General features: G+C 68.9%; 15 protein-coding genes and 1 tRNA gene. 6 read left to right on the top strand and 10 right to left on the bottom strand.

Annotated features, from left to right (window positions below):
- Window positions 1–8: 8 nt before the first annotated feature.
- Window positions 9–1,091 (top strand): glycosyltransferase family 4 protein, encoded by a 1,083-nt coding sequence (locus ACWDY5_RS12995; protein WP_449722409.1) that lies wholly within the window; start codon window positions 9–11, stop codon window positions 1,089–1,091.
- On the opposite strand, the gene ACWDY5_RS12990 is transcribed toward ACWDY5_RS12995, so the two are convergent.
- Window positions 1,088–1,630 (bottom strand): glycosyltransferase family A protein, encoded by a 543-nt coding sequence (locus tag ACWDY5_RS12990; protein ID WP_449722408.1) that lies wholly within the window; start codon window positions 1,628–1,630, stop codon window positions 1,088–1,090. The two genes, ACWDY5_RS12995 and ACWDY5_RS12990, sit on opposite strands and share 4 nt — an antisense overlap.
- A 245-nt stretch (window positions 1,631–1,875) precedes the next feature.
- Here ACWDY5_RS12990 and ACWDY5_RS12985 point away from each other — a divergent pair, with 245 nt between their 5' ends.
- Window positions 1,876–2,877, top strand: coding sequence for an LLM class flavin-dependent oxidoreductase (locus ACWDY5_RS12985; RefSeq protein ID WP_449722407.1), 1,002 nt, complete (start codon window positions 1,876–1,878; stop codon window positions 2,875–2,877).
- Between the two features lie 40 nt (window positions 2,878–2,917).
- Here the strand turns inward: ACWDY5_RS12985 and ACWDY5_RS12980 are convergent, their stop codons facing one another.
- On the bottom strand, window positions 2,918–4,753 hold the full coding sequence (locus tag ACWDY5_RS12980; RefSeq protein WP_449722406.1) for a DEAD/DEAH box helicase: 1,836 nt from the start codon (window positions 4,751–4,753) through the stop codon (window positions 2,918–2,920).
- Window positions 4,750–7,029 carry a hypothetical protein gene (locus ACWDY5_RS12975; RefSeq protein WP_449722405.1) on the bottom strand — a complete coding sequence of 760 codons (2,280 nt, stop codon included), beginning with the start codon at window positions 7,027–7,029 and terminating at the stop codon, window positions 4,750–4,752. The genes ACWDY5_RS12980 and ACWDY5_RS12975 overlap by 4 nt, the downstream gene beginning before the upstream one ends.
- A gap of 548 nt (window positions 7,030–7,577) precedes the next feature.
- On the opposite strand from ACWDY5_RS12975, the gene ACWDY5_RS12970 reads away from it, so the two are divergent.
- Window positions 7,578–9,047: a hypothetical protein gene (locus ACWDY5_RS12970; protein WP_449722404.1), complete on the top strand. Its 1,470-nt coding sequence runs from the start codon at window positions 7,578–7,580 to the stop codon at window positions 9,045–9,047.
- A gap of 285 nt (window positions 9,048–9,332) precedes the next feature.
- Here the strand turns inward: ACWDY5_RS12970 and ACWDY5_RS12965 are convergent.
- Window positions 9,333–9,407, bottom strand: a tRNA-Ile gene (locus ACWDY5_RS12965).
- 185 nt (window positions 9,408–9,592) lie between these two features.
- On the opposite strand from ACWDY5_RS12965, the gene ACWDY5_RS12960 reads away from it, so the two are divergent.
- From ACWDY5_RS12960 to ACWDY5_RS12950, 3 genes are read left to right on the top strand one after another with little or no spacing between them, the layout of a single operon-like run.
- On the top strand, window positions 9,593–10,882 hold the full coding sequence (locus tag ACWDY5_RS12960) for a class I SAM-dependent methyltransferase (RefSeq protein ID WP_449722403.1): 1,290 nt from the start codon (window positions 9,593–9,595) through the stop codon (window positions 10,880–10,882).
- Complete coding sequence (locus ACWDY5_RS12955) at window positions 10,879–11,667, top strand: DUF1295 domain-containing protein (RefSeq protein ID WP_449722402.1); 789 nt, start codon at window positions 10,879–10,881, stop codon at window positions 11,665–11,667. The genes ACWDY5_RS12960 and ACWDY5_RS12955 overlap by 4 nt, the downstream gene beginning before the upstream one ends.
- A 12-nt stretch (window positions 11,668–11,679) precedes the next feature.
- Window positions 11,680–12,138 (top strand): peroxiredoxin, encoded by a 459-nt coding sequence (locus tag ACWDY5_RS12950; protein WP_449722401.1) that lies wholly within the window; start codon window positions 11,680–11,682, stop codon window positions 12,136–12,138.
- Here the strand turns inward: ACWDY5_RS12950 and ACWDY5_RS12945 are convergent.
- Genes ACWDY5_RS12945 through ACWDY5_RS12920 form a run of 6 tightly spaced genes read right to left on the bottom strand, consistent with a single transcriptional unit; the run spans window position 12,135 to window position 19,210 of the window.
- The gene (locus ACWDY5_RS12945; RefSeq protein WP_449722400.1) at window positions 12,135–13,391 is read right to left on the bottom strand and encodes a class I SAM-dependent methyltransferase; all 1,257 of its coding nucleotides are present in this window, start codon (window positions 13,389–13,391) and stop codon (window positions 12,135–12,137) included. The two genes, ACWDY5_RS12950 and ACWDY5_RS12945, sit on opposite strands and share 4 nt — an antisense overlap.
- Window positions 13,388–14,113: a DUF1365 domain-containing protein gene (locus ACWDY5_RS12940; protein WP_449722523.1), complete on the bottom strand. Its 726-nt coding sequence runs from the start codon at window positions 14,111–14,113 to the stop codon at window positions 13,388–13,390. Before ACWDY5_RS12940 ends, ACWDY5_RS12945 begins: the two co-directional genes overlap by 4 nt.
- On the bottom strand, window positions 14,107–15,369 hold the full coding sequence (locus ACWDY5_RS12935; RefSeq protein WP_449722399.1) for an NAD(P)/FAD-dependent oxidoreductase: 1,263 nt from the start codon (window positions 15,367–15,369) through the stop codon (window positions 14,107–14,109). Before ACWDY5_RS12935 ends, ACWDY5_RS12940 begins: the two co-directional genes overlap by 7 nt.
- The gene (locus ACWDY5_RS12930; RefSeq protein WP_449722398.1) at window positions 15,366–16,070 is read right to left on the bottom strand and encodes an alpha/beta hydrolase; all 705 of its coding nucleotides are present in this window, start codon (window positions 16,068–16,070) and stop codon (window positions 15,366–15,368) included. Before ACWDY5_RS12930 ends, ACWDY5_RS12935 begins: the two co-directional genes overlap by 4 nt.
- Window positions 16,071–16,119: 49 nt before the next feature.
- Complete coding sequence (locus ACWDY5_RS12925; protein WP_449722397.1) at window positions 16,120–18,753, bottom strand: PEP/pyruvate-binding domain-containing protein; 2,634 nt, start codon at window positions 18,751–18,753, stop codon at window positions 16,120–16,122.
- Window positions 18,740–19,210, bottom strand: coding sequence for a MarR family winged helix-turn-helix transcriptional regulator (locus ACWDY5_RS12920; protein WP_449722396.1), 471 nt, complete (start codon window positions 19,208–19,210; stop codon window positions 18,740–18,742). The genes ACWDY5_RS12925 and ACWDY5_RS12920 overlap by 14 nt, the downstream gene beginning before the upstream one ends.
- Window positions 19,211–19,243 lie beyond the last annotated feature (33 nt).

Genomic DNA, 19,243 nt, shown 5'->3' with positions numbered 1-19,243 from the left:
TGGGGAACATGGCGTTGCGAGTCACCTTCGTGCTGCCCGTGTTCCCCAGGGCGCCGGTCGGCGGCTTCCGCGTGGTGTACGAGCACGCCAACCGCCTGACCACCCTCGGCTGCCAGGTCACGGTGGTGCACGAACGCTGGCGCGAGGGCTGGTCCCGCCCGCTCCGCCACCTCCGCGAGGCCGCCCGCGACCACCGCAACCGCCGCGCCCCGCACCGCGCGATCGACTGGCTACCGGTCGACCCCGGGGTCCGCCTGCTGATCGTGCCCGCCCTGACCCCGGCCCACCTGCCCCCCGGCGACGTGGTCGTGGCCACCCACTGGAAGACCGCCACCCTGCTGCCGCGCCTCACCCCGGCCCACGGCGCGCCGGTCCACCTGGTCCAGGGCTACGAAACCTGGAACGTCCCCGACCCCGGCCCGGTGCACCAGGCCCTGCGCCTGCCCTTCCCCAAGATCACCGTCTCCACCCACCTCACCCGCGTCCTCACCGACCTGGGCGTCCACAGTGGACAGATCAGCACCGTGCCCAACGGCCTGGACCGCACCACCTACCGCCCGCCCCCGGCCGGCGCGCCCCGCGAGGGCGTCGCCTTCCTGCTCAGCGACAGCGCCGCCAAGGACTCCCGCACCGCCCTGGCCGCCCTGCACCAGGTCCGCGCCCAGCACCCGGCCCTGCTCGCCAGAGCCTTCGGCGTGGCCCCAAGACCCCGCGACCTGCCGCCCTGGATCCACTACGCCCAGGGCCTGACCGGCGAGGAACTGGCCGCCCAGGTCTACCGCCCCAGCGCCGTCTTCCTGTGCAGCTCGACCACCGAGGGCTGGGGCTTCCCCGCCGCGGAGGCGATGGCCTGCGGCACGGCCGTGGTCACCACCCGCAACGGCGGCGTAGAAGACTTCTGCCAGCACAACAAGAACGCCCTGCTCGTCGAGGTCGGCAACCCCACCGCGATGGCCAACGCCATCCGCCAGCTACTGGACGACGAGCCCCTGCGCACCCGCCTGTCCACCGCGGGCCTGACCACCACCGCGACCATGGACTGGCACCAGTCCACCGCCAACCTCCTGACCGCCCTCAAAGCGATCAGCTAGAGCCGCAACCCCAGCCCCCGCAACGCATCCGCCCGCTCCCCCATCAGCTTCATCCGCGCCGCCCACTCCACTGCCTCGTAGTGCGCACTCCCCGCCGCCGACCCCTGCCCCGGCCACTTCCGGTAGTGCAACCCCACCGCCGACTCGAAGAACCCGGTGCTGAGCACGCTCGCCGCGAGCAGCAACCCGGTGTCGTCACTGCCCGGCACCGCCATCCACCCACCCAGCAGCACCGCGAGATCACGCCGGATGCACAAGGTCGTCGGATGCACCGGCAACCGAAACCCGTTGTCCCGCCAGTGATCCAGCACCACCCCGGGTGCCAGCCGCCCCCGCTCCGGATCCCCGGGGAAGCCCACCAGCTCCCCGTCCGGCAACAGGTCCAGCGCCCGCGAGGTCGTCCACCACACCCCGTCCTGCCCGGTCACCGCCGCGATGTCCCGAGCCAGCACCCCCGGCGTCAGCACATCGTCCTGGTCCAGGTTCTTCACCAGCTCGCCGTCAGCCCGCGCCAACGCCAGGTTCCGCGTGATCGCCACCCCACCCGGCCGACCGTCCCCAAAGCAGATCCGCTCATCAGCGGGCAACAACTCGGCGGCAACCCCAGTACGCCCATCCTCCTGAACCAGCCACCGCCACCGCCACCCAGCGGGCACCTCCTGCCCCCGCAACGACTCCCAAGCCGCCAGCAGGTGCGCGGGCTCAGGCCGGTACACCGCGGTAATCACACAAATCGTGCGCACCACGCCAGCGTAATGCGACCGGCCATGAAACCCTGTCGCCCGTGGCCGCGCACCCAGTCCGCCTGTCCGTTCTGGACACTTCCCCCATAGTCCAAGGCGCCACCCCCAGACAGGCCCTGCTCAACACGGTGGACTTGGCCCGCCTCACCGACACCCTGGGCTACCACCGCTACTGGGTCCCCGAACACCACGGCATGCGCGGCGTAGCCAGCTCCGCCCCAGCGGTCCTCATCGCCCACCTGGCCACCACCACGGCGAACCTCCGCCTGGGCTCCGGCGCGGTCCTCCTCCCCAACCACCCCCCGGTAGTGGTCGCCGAACAGTTCGCCACCCTCACCGCCCTGCACCCCAACCGCATCGACCTTGGCATCGGCCGAGCCCCCGGCGGCCCCAAATCCGCGGTAGCAGCCGTCCGCCCCGACACCGCCACCCCCTTCCGCACCCAACTGGAAGAACTCCACCACCACCTGCACCACCCAGAAACCAAGGCAATCCCCGCCCGAGGCGGCGACACCCCACCCATCTGGCTCCTGGGCTCCTCAACCACCAGCGCCGCCCTGGCCGCCACCCTCGGCCTCCCCTACGCCTACGCCCACCACCTCAACCCCCCAGCCGCCGCGGAAGCCCTCCACCACTACCGCGCCACCTTCCGCCCCACCCCCCAAACCCCGGCCCCCACCACCCTGATCAGCGTCTCGGTCATCACCGCCGAAACCGACACCCACGCCGAATGGCTGGCAGGCTCCACCCGCCTCAAAGTCCTCAGCCGCCACCACGGCACCCGAATCCAACTCCCCAGCCCCGAGACCGCGGCCGAATACCCGTACACAGAGTCAGACCGAGCCGTCATCGCGTCTCGCTCAGGCAACGTCCTGGTCGGCAGCCCGGAAACGGTGGCGGAACGCTTGCAACAGATCCTCGACGCCACCGGCACCACGGAACTCATGGCGACCACGCCGGTCTACCACCACACAGACCGCCGCCGCTCCTACGAACTCCTCGCCACCATCGCCGCCCAGCTTCGCCCGGCCACGATCCACTGAGCTCTGGCGGGATCGACGTGTCGACCCCGCCAGAGAATGTTCAGGCCCCTCGAACCCGCATCAACAAGCTACGGAGTTCCTGGGCTGAAGAAATCCCATCGAGAAGCAGATCACCCAGGCTCAGGCTCTCGTCGAAGTCCGGCAACTGCATCCGTGCCAACGTCGGATCTTGCAACACGTTGGACATGCGCGTGATCTTCGTGCTGAGCGACTCGTGCACCACCAAGTCAATGGTGTCCTCTGCAAGCAACACGGTGACAGTGGGTTTTGCGTCGGCCGCCATGCCAAGTCGATGTGTCCGGTCCAGACTTTGCAGGTAAATACCTGCGTTGAAAGTTCTGTCCAAGTGGATCTGGTCTGTACAGGTTCGATGGAGGCTGATTCCCTCACCCATAGTCTGCGGGGTGGCGACCAGTACCTTGCAGTCCGGGTCATTGCGAAAACGCCTCAGTTCGCGCACTCGATCGCTTGTAGCCCGTTCGTCCTCGACCGGTGTCCTGCCGGTGATCACCGCAGGCTGATAGACAGCCAGCAACTCGGCCACCGCCTTCACATTGGCCACGAAGGCAGACCACACCAGCGTCTTCCGACCGAGCGCCACGTTCTGCTCTACGAGTTGCGCGGCCCGCACCAGTTTGGCCGGACGCAACACCGCAGCGGCGTTACGGACGACTTCATCCAGCGGGATGCCGCCCACAGTGGTTGGGACTTGGAGCTCCCGCCCAACGTCCAGGATGGCGGCCGGATTTGTCGCACTGACAATCAGCCGCATCAACGCCGCACCGATGTCCTTCACACTGGCAGCCAGCGCCCGATCCGTCAGGAGGTCCATGGCGTGGCCAGCCAGAGAGTCGTAAACCTGGCGGTGATCGCGATCCAGTGGCACCCGTTCCACCCGGGTAACGAGCTCAGGCAGGTGCAACTGATCCTTCGTAGTCCGCACGAAGATCTTCTGCCTGTCTCGTGCCAACGCCCCTGACGCGAACTCGGCACCGTACCCCGGCCAGCACAGGCCCAGTTGAACCGAGATGTCATCCAGCGAGTTGGGCATCGGCGTTCCACTCATGACGTATCGCCGTGCGCAGCGGCCGGCCAACCAGATCGCCGCACTGCCCCAGACTCCTGCGGGCCCTGCTTTGACGCGATGGCTTTCGTCGAACACCAGCATCACTCGACGGGTGGACAACCAGCCATCCAGCTCGGCGAGATCCCTGTTGCGGGCCAGGCGCGGATAACTCAGGACCACGACATCCGCGTCATGCGGTACTGGTCCCGGCATTACATGCACGCTCGGCCGTACCTTGACCGCGAAGCACTGCGTGGCCTCCTCTTGCCACGCCTCGAACGCCGACACCGGGCACACCACCAGGAGCGCGTCAACCTCGTCCCGTGCCCGCTCGGCTGCCCACACGCAGTAGGCGACTGTGGTCTTGCCACTGCCAGGCACACTGAAGTTTCCGCCGTGCCCCATGTACAGCAGCCGGGCCACGTCTCCGCGCTGTGGTTCCGTCAACGTCCGGCGAAATCCGAACTGACTTGGCTCGTCAAGGTCGCCCGGCCACTGTTGCTGTGACTCAATGGACGTGTGAAGTACCCGAGCCAAGTCGTCGGTGAGTTTTCGACGAGCACGCACCGTCTCCGCCGCAGCGCTGGTCATGTTCCACTCGACCTGTCCTACCGTTGAGTCCCGCAGCACGTCAACAAACCTGGTCGCGTCTCGCAACGAGGAGCGAAAATCGGTCCTGCTGGCTAGAAACCCCTGCTCAACAAGCTGCAGAGACAACGCCTCCCACTCTTCATCGACCATACCGTCAGGCCGCACCGCCACCAGCGACGCCTCCTCGATGTAGAGCGACGACAGATACGATTGCGTCATCGTCCCCCCACGAAGACGTCGGCCCCCCGGACGAGCCTCTTGTGCGCAATCCGCCCGAAAGCACCAGCCTCAGCGAGGAACTCGGAGACCGAACTGAGCAGAGGCTTCAGGGAATCGACAGTCTCTGGCCCCAGCCCCAACTGCTCGTAGGCTATTCCCACCTCGTCCCCGTCGAGCTGATGATTGCGCATCACTGTGACTAGTTGCGCGAGTTCGTCGACTTGGATTTCAAGATTGGTTGTCAAACTGCGCCACATTTCGACAGGGTCCGCCTCCGCTGGCTGAGACTCCGCCGTCGCACCTTTGGACTCGCTATCACTGTTGAGCTTCGGCAGAAATCGGGTTCTGAGGTAGGTCTCAGTGATCTCTTCACCATCGTGATCGAACGAGGTGGAACAATGTTCAGCCGTGGTCGCGGCGAGGAGTTGCCGAAGATAGGCGAGGCCATCGTGCTTGGACATCATGTTCCGCAAGAGCACACCCGGATCATGACGACCGATATCGCTCGACCGTCTCCCCCGACCGCCGCGGCCGGTTCTGGTCAGGTGCTCGTCCTTGCCGATGAGCACCGGATTCACAGCCAGCGCAAGACCACCGAGGAAACCCAGTGCCCGTTGATGTGGACCGAACCCGCCGACGGCTTGGACCTTCTGCGGCTCCAGGTTGTATCTGGTGACCAGTTCGGCAAGGGCTCGTTCGAGAAGCTCGTCAGGGTCCTTGTGGATGACGTCGAACCACTTGACCCGCAGTGGGTGTTCATCGGTCTGATAGAAGGCCCTGTCCCTGCACATGCTGGTGATCGTTGAGGCAATCGAGGCCCCTACCGCCTCGTTCTGCCTCTGCAACATCAACCGCGCATGAGCACCGACGATCTGCCCCCGAGTTTGTGTGGTCTTCCGTTCCTGGTTGTTACTCAGCACCATGTTGGCAATCGCGAGCGAGCCCGCACCGCAGATCTTGGCCGCCATGTCAGCGATCGCAACGAGTTTGTTGCGGTAGGGGCGAGCGTGGTGCGTGGGCAGTGCGTCACCCAAGCTCACCGCAGACGGGTTCAACAAGACGTTCCGCTGGATCTCAGTGAAGGAACCGACCTCCATAAGACCGTCGATGACCTCGAGCGCATAAAGTGCCCAGACGTCCTGAAGTTCCCACTGCTTGGGAGCAGCCTTCGGCATGTGCCGCTGGCGAACCGAGTCCTGAACGACATGCCAGGCAGGATTTGCCTTCTTCACGGATGGGAAGGGCTGAACGTACAGGACGACGAAGGCGTAGTAGCTCCGAACACGGTGCACGGAACGAATCAGTGAGGACCGGCTGGCGACAGTGTCATACCACTCCTGGACCCTGCGCTTGTCCTGCTCCGAGTTGCCGCAGGCATTTGGGAAGAGCGATTTGAGCCAACTGTCCTCAAACGCGAGAAGCTCTCGGACCTTTGCCACATCCGCGGCCGTCATGTCGCGGATAGTGAAACCACCCTTACCGTTCGCCCAGTGTGCGAGTGCAAGCCGGGTGTTCCTACCGGTCAACTGGCTCAGGACCTGTTGCGAAGCACTGGTGCGGCGAGCCCCGTCAACCGCCTGCAATACCCAGCCAGAACCCTCGTCACCGGCATCGAAGAGGAACGGCACGACGACCGGAGGTTCCTTGATCCCCTTGACGATCACGTCGTCGATGAACTCGCGATCCTCAACCGCATATCGGTGCAAACCCAGCTGGAGCCGTGCTTTGTCCGCCTGATGCAAAACTTGAGCCGCGGATTCAACAACCATCTTCGGCAGGCACAGTCCAGAACAGTCGGCCGCCTTCGACACCGCGGACTTGCCTGCCACCGCAAGCTCGGCACGCAGACTGGCCAGCGTTCTCCCGTTGATCAAGGAAGGCTCCACCATCGGCGTATGCACTCGAAGCAGCGCACCATGCATGACGCCAGATCCAGTGCGCAGCATCTGTGGCTGAGCAAGCTGTCGGATGTTCTCCTCGTCATCGACCGACGCCGATTCCAAGGCACGTACCAGCCCGAGCGGCACGTCGTCGAGGCCCGTTTCCTGGAACGACGCGATGGTGGAACGCAGTCGCGCACCGAATCGACTCAACGGCCGCCCGTCCTGTTCAACCGGCGCGTTGCGCTCGACAGCCAGAGTCGGATTGGGCTTCAAGAGGTGAAACTGACCAAGCGGAACCTCACCGTCAAGTGGACCGCCAGGGTCCCCGTCGTTCGCCTGGAACGGACGGAACGGAGGAACATGAACTCTGGTGGCGGGAAAGCCATCAATCACGAAAAGCACCCTTTCTATGGGGTGCCCGACTTCCGCGGAGCAAGAACCAACCTGTGCACGTTCAGCACAAGTAATCACCTTGCCAGAGAGCAGAACATGGGGCCGGCAAGGCGACTGGTCAACTCCGGCCCTGGAGCTTCTCCATGCTGGCCCTAGTTGTCCAGACAGGAGTCAGATACCCAGAGGCGGTATCGAGCAGCTTGTTAATACTTAGATTCGCACCTCAGACCCAGCGCTCCCGGCACGAACGTGGCGGTTGCGGGCAGCCTTGAGCCCACTCATCAGAATGGTGTCGGTATGTAACCACACGCTCGCGGAAGGTATCCACCGGGGGTGGAGATTGCCCAAGGGAACGCTCTCAACGGTTCAATCGACTTGGGCCACTGCGGGCAATCGACACAGGCCCCACCGGGGCATCAGCACGATGAGGCCGACCGCCACGGACGACCGTCGCGGAGCAGCCGTGAACATCGGGATCGCAGTCGGGGCGCATGACCGGTCGCCCGCTCCGCTGCTTGGTGTCAGTGCCCCGTGGGACGCTGATATCCATGAGGCAGGCTGATCTGCAGGTGGGGTACGAGTACGCATATCCGACGTACAAGGCGCACAACGCCGCTCCTCTGGCGGCGCGGGTCCGCGTCGTATCGGTCGACGGGGGCGGCAGGGTGACCGTGCGAGTTGTCTCCCCCAGCCCGAAACCACCACGGCACGCCTGGGGCGTCAAGCCTGCCGGCCGGGATGAACAGCTGCAGATCCCCACCCGGCACCTTGAGTGTCCGTGGGAGGAGTGGGCGGATCGAGCGGCCACCATTGGTGCCGAGCTGGAGTCGAAGGCCGCAGACCAGCAGGCATGGCACGACGAGCGGGACCGGCGCCGCGCGGATCGCCTTGTGGCTGATCCCGGGCGTGCCCTGCCAGACAGGTATGACGAGGACCACTTCTACGCCGATGAGGACGCGGAGGAACTCGACGCCCTGAGCAAGGTGTATGTACAGGCTCGCGGGCTCGGTCCCTACGCGTCGCCCGACGAGCTGAGGCCTCTCTTGGTGGACCTTCCCGTGCCCGTGCTCCGGGACATCCTGGCGACTGACTGGCGCCAGGAACCCGGTGTTCCGGGTACCGTCGCCGCCTGCTTCACACGAGCCGCCTGCCTGCTTGAGACGGCCCGCCTCTCTGTCCGTTCTCGCCGCGACCGGGGCAGCGGCGACGCCGCGCACCTTGACGAGCTGCTCGGCGAGACTGACGTCGCATTCGTCAGGGCGGTTCGCGAGGACGTCGCGACCGCTGGTGGAGAACTGCTGCTCCCCCCGGTGCCGACTCTGCCGGACTGGGCTGACGAGCACGATCGGGCATTGGCGTCCACGTTCGGCTGGCTTCGCCTGGCCGTGGGTGACACCGATGGATCAAAGCTCCACTCACCTGGGTGCTCCCTTGTGCGCTCTCGCTCAGTGTTTCTGACGAAACACACGCCCTGGTGGCTGGTGATGCTGGAGAGCCGACACCGGTTGTACGGCAAGTGCGGTGGTCCGAGCGCCCGTGACCTCGTTGCGCTGACCGGATTCGTGGCCGCTGTGGAGGTGTGGGACGCCCGCGGCCGTCGCGAGATCGAACGGTGGCAGCAAGCCGCGTTCCAGCGCCTGCTCGTGGCCACCGCCGCCGCTCGTGCCCAGTCACTGGAACCGGACATAACCCTGGCATCGCGAGCCGTCACCGCCTTGGCGAAGAACGCACCCGACGCACGAGGCTGGAGGGCGTACGTACTGGTGGCCACAACAAGCTCGCACTACCTGCACAAGGAACTGCAGGAACTCCCACCAGCCGAGTACGAGGCGGCCCGTGTGCTCGCGCGTGACCGTCTGACCGAACTTCAAGCGGTGCTACCACCGGGCCTGATACCACTACCGGAGGACGTCGAGGTGGACGCACTGCGCGCGCGATATCAGCAGCTCAAGGACCGCCTTGCCGAAACGATTCGGCCATTGGACAGGCTCTTGTTCACGCTGCCCAATGCATACTAGGACCAGCTGATGAATGATCTTCAAGAACAGTGTTCCTGCTGTTCAAACCGTTGAGACAGGTGGCAAGTTAGTCCACTGAGGACACTCCCGAACACTCTCACCGCGCAGTCCAGCTGCCAGCAAGGGCGCCACATGGCGCAGCAAGCCAGGCGCGAGGGGCTTGTTGCCTCGGCTTCTGCCCACCTTGGCGACGTTGACGAAGGCCCACTCCCAGTCGCGCGCAGCAACGTGGACAAAGATCGCCTTACGCGATCTTGAAAGTGAAGTTCCCCCTGCTCAAACCTGTGGGGCAGGTGGGGCTCGAACCCACGACCTGACAGATTATGAGTCTGCTGCTCTGACCAGCTGAGCTACTGCCCCCAGCGACGTCCGCCGCACCCGGGATGGGATGCGGATCACCCTACCAACGCCGCACGACCCGCCGGACGCGAACCCACGCACACCCACCCCACCCCCGGCAAGTGATCCAGCCCACACCTGCCGATCCGAATCCCCGCCCCGCGCGAACCCCTTCCGGTCCCCCTGAACTCCAACCGGAGGTAGCGATGACGGACGTGGCAACAACCCTGGGCAATCTGCTGGCGGATGCCCTGAGAGCGGAGTCACCCGTCCGCATCCGAGCATGGGACGGCAGCGAAACCGGCCCACCCGACGGACCGGTAGTGGTGTTGCGGTCACCGGTGGGGTTGCGGCGACTGGTGTGGGACCCGTCTGAGCTGGGCTTCGCGCGGGCGTTCGTAGCTGGCGAGATCGACGTCGAAGGCGATCTCTACGACGGCTTGCAACGGGCATGGGCCTGGGTGCGAGAGCGGGAGCACGGGCGGGTGCGGGTCAGCTTGCGGCAACGGAGCCGGGCGGCGCTGGTAGCAGCCCGGCTGGGCGTGCTGGGATGGCGGCCGGAACCGCCTGCGGAGGAAGCTCGGCTGCGGGGCCGGGTGCACACCAGGAGGCGGGACCGGGCGGCGGTGGCGCACCACTACGACCTGGGGAACGAGTTCTACCAGGCGTTGCTGGACCCACACCTGGCCTACTCCTGCGGGTACTGGACCTCAGGCGACGCCACCTACTCCCATGCCGACGCGCAGCGGGACAAGCTCGACCTGGTCTGCCGGAAACTGGGGCTGCGGCCGGGAATGCGGCTGTTGGACGTCGGGTGCGGGTGGGGGTCGCTGATTCTGTTCGCGGCCGAGCACTACGGGGTGCGGGCCACCGGGATCACGTTGTCGGCGCGGCAGGGTGAGTTTGTGCGGGGGCGGATCGCCGAGCGGGAGCTGGGTGGGCTGGTCGAGGTGCGGGTGCGGGACTACCGGGAGCTGTCCGGTGAGCCTTTCGACGCGGTGGCCTCGATCGAGATGGGCGAGCACGTGGGCGCGGTCAACTACGCCACCTACGCCGCGACGCTGTTCCGGATGACCCGGCCCGAGGGGCGCCTGTTGTTGCAGCAGATGTCGCGCGGTGCGGTGGCGCCCGGTGGCGGGGCCTTCATCGAGCGCTACGTGGCGCCGGACATGACCATGCGGCCGGTCGGCCAGACCGTGGACGCCTTGGCGCAGGCCGGTTTTGAGGTGCGGGACGTGCAGGCGCTGCGCGAGCACTACGTGCGTTCGGTGCTCGCCTGGGCGGACACCCTGGAGCGGCGCTGGGACGAGTTCGTCCGGCTGGTCGGTCTCGGCCAGGCCCGGGTGTGGCGGCTCTACCTGGCGGGCGGGGCGCTGGCCTTCGCGGAGAACCGGATGGGTGTGGACCAGATCCTCGCGGTCCGGCCCAGCGCGGCCGGGACCAGCGGCATGCCGGACACCCGGGAGCAGCTGCTCGCCGCGGGGATCGCCGGATGAGCCCGTTCGCGCTCAACCTGCTGGTCTCCCTTGGCGTTCTGGTCCTCCTGCTCTCGGCCACCTTCGCCGTCTCGGTGGCCCGGCGGCGGTACGACATCATCGACTCGTTCTGGGGCGCGGGGTTCGCGGCGGTCGCTCTGGTGAGCTTCGCGCTCTCGGCCGGGCAGGGCGTGCTGTGGCAGCGGGTGCTGGTCACCGGGCTGACCGTGCTGTGGGGGCTGCGGCTGGCCTGGCACATCCTGCGCCGCAACCTGGGCCAGCCCGAGGACAAGCGCTACGTCGAGCTGATGGCCAGGGCCACCGGGAACCCGTTGGCGCACCTGGCGACCCGGGTCTACCTGCCGCAGGGCGTGGTGCTGTGGTTCGTCTCGCTGCCGGTGCAGGCCGCCCAGTACGTCCGGCCCGAGCTGGTGCCGCTGACCGTGCTCGGTGTGCTGGTCTGGCTGGTCGGGTTCGGCTTCGAGGCCGTCGGCGACCGGCAGCTGGCCCGGTTCAAGGCCGATCCGGCCAACCAGGGCCGGGTCATGGACCGCGGGTTGTGGCGGTTCACCAGGCACCCCAACTACTTCGGCGACGCCGCGGTCTGGTGGGGGCTGTACCTGCTCACTTGCCACAGCTGGCTCGGGGCGGCCACCGTGCTGTCCCCGCTGCTGATGACCTACGTTCTGACCAAGCGGACCGGCAAGGCGCTGCTGGAGCGGCACCTGCTGGACTCCCGGCCGGGATACCGTGACTACGTGCGGCGGACCAGCGGGTTCTTCCCGTTGCCGCCCAAGAAGGTCTGAGGAAGGAACCCCATGGACGCCGGAGACCTCGTCGACGACTTCGAGCTGCCCGACCAGGACGGCAAGCCCCGCACGCTCAGCGGGCTGCTGGCCGAGGGGCCGGTGGTGCTGTTCTTCTACCCGGCCGCGATGACCTCGGGCTGCACCGCGGAGAGCTGCCACTTCCGCGACCTGGGCGCCGAGTTCGCCGCCGTCGGCGCGCACCGGGTCGGGATCAGCGCGGACCCGGTGGACAAGCAGCGGAAGTTCGCCGAGACCAACGCCTTCGACTACCCGCTGCTCTCCGATGTGGACCGGACCGTGGCCAAGCAGTTCGGCGTGGCCCGGCGGTTCGGCCCGCTCGCGGTCAAGCGGCACACCTTCGTCATCGGCACCGACCGCAGGGTGCTCAAGGTGATCAAGAGCGAGCTGCGGATGAACGTGCACGCGGACGAGGCACTGGCCGCCGTCCGCGCGCACACCCAGTCCTAACCCTTGCGGGACAGGGCGATCTGCCACACGTTGAGGTAGCCGGAGCGGAACCCGGCCTCGGAGTAGGCCAGGTAGAACTCCCACATCCGGCGGAACGTGTGGTCGAAGCCGAGCTGCTCGATCCGCGGCCAGTTCGCCAGGAACCGTTCCCGCCACAGCCGCAGGGTCCGCGCGTAGTGCGGGCCCAGCGGTCTGCGGCCGGCGCCGGTCAGCTCGGTGTCCTCGCGCACGTTGCGCCCGATGGACTCCAGGGACGGGAGGAGGCCGCCGGGGAAGATGTACTTGTGGATCCAGGTGTAGCTGTCGCTGGTGGCCAGCATCCGCTCGTGCGGCATGGTGATCGCCTGGATCGCCACCCGTCCGCCGGGCCGGGTCAGCCTGCTCAGCGTGCGGAAGTACACCGGCCAGTACTCCCGGCCGACCGCCTCGATCATCTCCACGCTGACCACCGCGTCGTAGCCGCCCTCGGCCTCCCGGTAGTCCTGCAGCCGCACGGTGATCCGCTCGCTCAGCCCGGCTTCGGCGATGCGCTGCTCGGCCAGCCGCTGCTGCTCCGGTGAGATGGTCAGCGAGGTGACCTGGGCGCCGCGCCGGGCGGCCCGGATGGCCAGCGCGCCCCAGCCGGTGCCGATCTCCAGCAGCCGGGTGCCCGGCCCGGCCCCGGCGTAGTCCAGGATGCCGTCGATCTTGCGCAGCTGGGCCCGTTCCAGGTCCTCTTCGCCGGCGAACCAGGCGGAGGAGTAGGTCATGCTGGGGTCCAGGAACAGGCTGAACAGCTCGTTCGACAGGTCGTAGTGCCGGTGAATATTCTTCCGGGCACCGTCCACGGTGTTCTTCTCCGCGCTGGGCTGGGCACGGTCCACCCAGCGCCGCAGCACCTGCAGCGGGCGCGGGACCAGCCGGGCCATCCGGGCGGCGAACGGGGTGAGCAGGTCGGCCAGCTCCGAGGCGCTCCAGTCGCCGGCCATGTAGGACTCGCCGAAGCCGATCTTGGCGTCCGCGCCGAGCCGGTGGAAGAAGTCCCTCGGCCGCAGCACGCGCATGACCGGGGCGGCCGGGCCGCCCGCGCCGAGGCGCTCGCCGCCTGCCAGCAGCACCCGCACCGGCAGCTCGCGCACCGCGTGCCGGAACAGGCGTTCGGCCACCCACGCGCGCAGCGGGGACTCCGGCGCGGTGGCCAGTCCGGGCCAGCGGTCCGCCGCCAGGCGCCCGAGCCCGGCCTGCGCGTCAGGACCAGCGGATAGTGTCGTCACTGGATGCCCTCCTGAGGAACGTGCGCGAGCCGGCGGACCACGGGTACCCGGCGCAGCCACAGCGCTATGCCGTGCCACCGGATCAACGCGCTCACTCGATAGGTGAGCAGCGGTCGCCGCAGCAGCAGACCGAGCAGCACACCGGGGGTGACCGGGCGCCGCCGGCCGCGCAAGGTTGCCACGAACGGGGGTTTCCCCTGCTGGCGCAAGGTGATCGTGACCGCCACCCGCTCCTCTGGTCGGCTGATCCGCATCTGGTAGCGGCCGGCCACGGGCAGGAACGGGGAGACGTAGAAGTCCTTGTCCACCTGAACCCGTCCGTCCTCGTCGGGGTGCAGCACGTAGCAGTGTCGTTCGCCGTAGGTGTTGTGCACCTCGGCCAGCACGCACTCCAGCGCACCGTCCTCGCGGTGGCACCAGAAAACGCTGATCGGGTTGAACACGTGCCCGAGCAGTCGTGCGTTCGCCATCATCACAACCCGGCCGCCGCGCAGGTCTATTCCGCGCCCGGCCAGGAAATCGGTCACATTGGCCCTGATCGTCCGCGCGGGTGAGCCCAGGTGGTCGCGGGCCTCGAACCGGGCGAACGGCCGCAGCCACCAGGGCAGCCGGGGCAGCTCGTCCAGGTCGACCAGCCACAGGTACACCTTGTGCCGCAACACCCGGTGCACCCGTTCCCGCCGCACGTGCACCACCTCGGCGTCGTAGAGCGCGGTCACCAGCGCACGCCCAGCGCCAGCGCGGCCCGCACTCCCGCGGCGCAGCCGTCCTCGTGGAAGCCCCAGCCGTGGTAGGCCCCGGCGAACCCGCTCACCCCGGTGTTCAGCTCAGGCAAACGTTGTTGCGCCGCAACGGACTCCGGCGTGTAGACCGGGTGCTCGTAGACCATCTTCGCCAGCACCGCGTGCTCGGGGACGGCCTCGGTGGCGTTGAGCGTGACCAGGTAGTCCAGCGGTTCGGCCAGCCGCATCAGCCGGTTCATGTGGTAGCTGACCAGCACCGGGCCGCCGTCGGGTGAGCAGGAGGGCTTGCGGAGGTTCCAGGCCGCCCTGGCGCCAGCCCTGCGCGGCAGCACGCCGGGGTCGGTGTGCAGCCAGGTCTCGTTGCGGGAGTAGCGGAACGCGCCCAGCACCACCCGCTCGGCCGGGCTCGGTTCGGCCAGCAGGGCCAGCGCCTGGTCGGCGTGGGTGGCCAGCACCACCCGGTCGAAGGGGTGCAGCTCGTCGTCGGCGTCCCGGACCAGCACGCCGTCCGGGCCTCGGTGCACCGCGCGCACCGGGGTGGTGGTGCGCACCGCGGCCAGGTTCTTCGCCGCACGCTCCACATAGGACCGCGACCCGCCGGTCACGGTGCGCCACTGGTGGCTGCCGCCGACGGAGAGCAGGCCGTGGTTGCGCAGGAACTCGAACAGGTAGCGGGCCGGGTACTGGCGGCTGAGCTCCGGCCCCGCCGACCAGACCGCGGAGACCACCGGCAGCATGAAGTGCTCGACGAAGTAGCGCGAGTAGCCGCCGATGGCCAGGAACGCGCCCAGGGTGACGTCCCAGGTGTCCTCATCGGTCAGCAGCCGGCGCGCGTGCCGGTGGAAGCGCTTGACCTCGGCCAGCATCCGCAGGTAGCGCGGGTTGCCCAGGTTGCCGGGCTGGGCGAACAGGCCGGGCAGCCGCCGCGCGCCCGCGTACTCCAGCCCGCAGCCCGCGCAGGAGACGCTCATCGACATCTCCGAGCCCTGGGTGGCCACGTCCAGCTCGCGGAACAGCCGCAGCAGGTTCGGGTAGGTCCGCTCGTTGTGCACGATGAACCCGCTGTCCACCGCGGCCAGCCTGCCGTCAGGGGTGGGCAGGTCGTGGGTGTGCGCGTGCCCGCCGAGCCGGTCCTCCTTCTCGAACAGGGTGACCTCGTAACGGCGTTGCAGCAGGTAGGCGGCGGTCAGCCCGGCCACGCCCGCGCCGATCACGGCGACACTGGCCCGGGTCATGCCCGCACCCCCGCCAGTGGCACGCGCAGCCCGTCCGGCGCGGGCAGGGCGAACGCCCTGGCCAGTTCGCTGTCCCAGGGACCGATCCCCAGGACGCCGAAGACGAACCGGCGCACCAGTGCGGTCCACTCGGCCGCGCGGCGCAGCATGGCGTGGTTGTCGCCGTGCACGTCGAACCGGCAGACCCGCTCCGCCCGGTCCCTGGCCCGCACCGCGTACTCGAAGGACAGCCCCGGGTCGGTCCACCGCTCCCGGTCCCCGTGCGCGATGAGCACCGAGGTGCCGGCGAGGTCGGCCACCGGCTCACCGGCCGGCAGCCAGGGCGCGAGCGCCGCGACCCCGCGCACCGCGGGATCGTCGGCCACCCGCAGCGCGGCCCGGCCGCCCATGGAGTGGCCGACGAGCACCACCGGCAGTCCCGGATGCCGTTGCCGCGCCTGGGCGAGCGCCCAGCGGGCGTCCGCGACGGCGTCCAGCTCGGGGGCGTTCCAGCCGCGGAAGCGGTAGCGCAGCAGCCAGACCAGCAGGCCGTGCCGCTCGCCCGCGCGGTGCAGCTCCTTGGCGAAGGGCAGCATCCGCAGGTAGGTCAGGCGGCCCCGGTGCGGGCGGCCGTGGCTGTGCTCACGGCCGCCGTGCAACAGGACCACCAGTGCGCGGGGAGTTCGGACCGGCCACTCCCGCACCCGTGCAGTTGGGGGCATACCGGGCGTTCGTCCCGGGCGCCCGGCCGGTTCTCCAGTGAGGTCCAGATCACATCTCGTCGAGGGTGACCTGGCCGCTGGAGCCGTTCACCGTGATCCGCTGGCCGGAGCTGATCCGGGCGGTCGCCCCGGACACCCCCACCACGGCCGGGATGCCGTACTCGCGGGCGACCACCGCGCCGTGCGAGTTGGGCCCGCCCATCTCCATCACCAGGCCGCCCGCGGTGAGGAACAGCGGGGTCCAGCCGGGGTCGGTGGAGGGCGCGATGAGGATCTCGCCGGGTTCCAGGTGCGCGCCGGTCGGGTCCAGCACCACCCTGGCGATGCCGGTGACCGACCCGGCCGAGGCCGCGGTGCCGGTGAGCGCGCCCTCGACCTGCTCGGCGTTGGCCAGCGCCTCCGCCTCGGGTTCCGCGCCGTCGGAGAGCAGCACCCTGGGCAGGTGCTTGCGTCGCAGCTCCCGCTCGTGCCCGGCCCGCCGCTCGCGGACCAGCTCGCGGTGGTCAGCGCCGCCCAGCGCGGCCCGGACCTCCTTGGTGTCCAGGAAGAACACGTCCTCGGCGGCCGCCAGCAGCCCGCGGCCGGCCAGCTCCTCGCCCAGCACCAGCAGCTGCGCGCGCATCCGGGCCAACGTGAGCACCAGCAGGTACTTGGGCAGCTCGCGCAGCCCGGCGATCCCCCGGACGCGATCCAGGGTGAACCGCAGCAGCCGTCCCCGGATCCGGCTGCGCCTGCCGACCCTGGCGACCAGCTCGGCCAGCTTGGCCTCGGCCTCGGTGACCGAGCGGGCGAACTGGGCGTCCGCGGCCAGCCCGGGGTGTTCGGCGCGCAGGTAGTTGGCCAGCACGCCGAGCACGTGCGTCGGGTCCTCCGACCAGCGCGGCACACCGAGGTCGATCTCGGCGACCGCGCGGTGCCCGTACCGACCGAGAAACTCGGTCAGTCCACTGTGGATGACTGGGGAGAGCGAGCCGTCCCGGTGGCGGGCCAGCAACTCCTCCCGTGGCGTGTCCAGCAGTTCGCGGGCGGCCGCCCGGTCGGCGCGGATGGCCGTGGCCAGCCGCCACAGGTCCAGGTCCATCTCGGTGGTCGGGTTGTGCGGGATGCCGCGCAGCACCACCCGCAGCTCGTCCTGCTCGCCGTCCGCGCCGAGCAGCTTCCCGGCCAGCGCGGTGAGTACGAACCCGGTGGGCACCAGCGGCATGATCCGGGCCACCCTGGGTCCGGTGATCTCCGGCATGGCCGACTCGACGAAGGCCAGCCGCTGGGTGTGGGTGAGCTTGTCGGAGACGGTGAGCAGGCGCTCGATCTCGGCCGCGGTCCGGTGCGCCCGGTCCCTGGCCTTCGCCGGATCGCGCAGCGCGCCGAGGATGGCGGCCGGCGCGTGCGTGCGCCGGGCGATCCTGGCCAGCACCCGTAGGAACCGCCACGGCGAGCGCTGGGTGACACTGAGCCGCTCGTCGGCGAACAGGCCGCGCATCACCTGCGCGGAGCGGGCCTCCATCAGGTCCAGCACGTTGGGCATGATCTTGCGGCCGACCGTGCTGCGCACCACCGGGGTGACATCGAAGAACAACCGGCCCGCGGACTCGGCCAGCAGCGGCGGCCCCGCCTTCGGATCCGGCACGCGGAAGCCCACGGCAGCCGCGATCCCGCCGGTGGCCAGCCGCAGCCCGGCCACCCCGGCCGGGGTGAGCGGCCGGTACACGCCCTGCGCCACGCTGCCGTTGAAGTACACCCGCAGCCCCGGCTTGTCGGTGCGCGGCAACGGGAACAGCGTGGTGATCGGCCTGGCCTGGGTGAGCCAGAGCGTGCCGTGCGCGTCGATGGCCCATTCGGTGTCCTGCGGCGCGCCGTAGTGCTGCTGCACCCGGCGTCCCAGGGTCACCAGGTCGCGCAGCTGTCCCGGGGACAGACATGCCTGGTCATCAGGGAGTCCCCGGGTGTGCTCCTCGGTACCGCCACCGACTTTGCCGCGGATGACCACCAGCTTGTCGCCGAGCCTGGTCTGCCTGACCGCGCCGGTGTGGCCGTCCAGCACGAAGTGGTCCGGGTTCACCGAGCCGGAGACCACCGCCTCGCCGAGCCCCGGACTGGCGTCCACCACCATCTCGTCGCGGCGGCCGGTGACCGGGTTGGCGGTGAACATCACCCCGGCGACCTCGGCCTCCACCATCCGCTGCACCACCACCGCGAGCCGCACGGTGGCGTGCTCGATCCCGTTGCTCTCCCGGTAGCTGACCGCGCGGTCGGTCCACAGCGAGGCCCAGCAACGGCGGACCGCGTCCAGCAGCGCCTGCGCGCCGACCACGTTGAGGTAGGTGTCCTGCTGCCCGGCGAAGCTGGCGAAGGGCAGGTCCTCCGCGGTGGCCGAGGAACGCACCGCGACCGGCACGTCCTGACCGAGCCGCCGGTAGGCGGTGGCGATCAGCTCCACCAGGTCGGCTGGCACCGGCGCGGACCGGACCAGCTCCCGCGCGGCCGCCGGGTCCTGGGCGGCACCGGTCAGGTCCAGCGGGTCGGCCACCGCGCGGTAGGCGTGCGTGGTCAGCACGAACCCCTCCGGCACCGGTAGCTCCGCGCCGATCATCTCCCCCAGGTTGGCGGCCTTGCCCCCGACCAGTTCCCCCGCCCCGGCCCGAACCTCGTGCAGGTCCAGGACCAGCGGCTCACCTGTGCTCATCCCCGTGCCTCCTCGCCGCGTCGGCCAGCAGCGTCATCGCCTCGCGGACGGTGCGCTGCTCGGTTTCGGAGAGGTAGGTCATCAGCCGCAGCTGGCCCTCGGCCCTGGTGCGGGCGAAGTTCAGCAGGAACGCCGCACCCGCCGGGGTGAGGCCGACCCGCTTGGCGCGGCGGTCGGTCTCGTCCTCGCGGCGGTGCACCAGCCCGCGCTGGGCGAGCTGGTCGAGCAGCCTGCTGGTCGCCGACACCGAGCGGCCGATGCGCTCGGCCAGCTCGCGCACGGTCGGCTCGGTCCCCCGGTCAAGGGTGAACAGCGTGGCGATCTGCACCAGCTGCAGATCCGCGCCACCGGTGCTCCGGCTGAGGTTGATCAGCATCTCGCCGATCAGCTCCCGCCGGATGACCGTCAGCTCCTCGACCAGCCGATCCCGATCCGTCGCGCTGATGACATCCTCCAAACCCTTGCGTGCATGCAACTAATGCACTGCCGC

It is taken from the genome of Crossiella sp. NPDC003009 (assembly GCF_053591555.1).
This window is presented reverse-complemented; position numbering and strand designations above follow the sequence as displayed.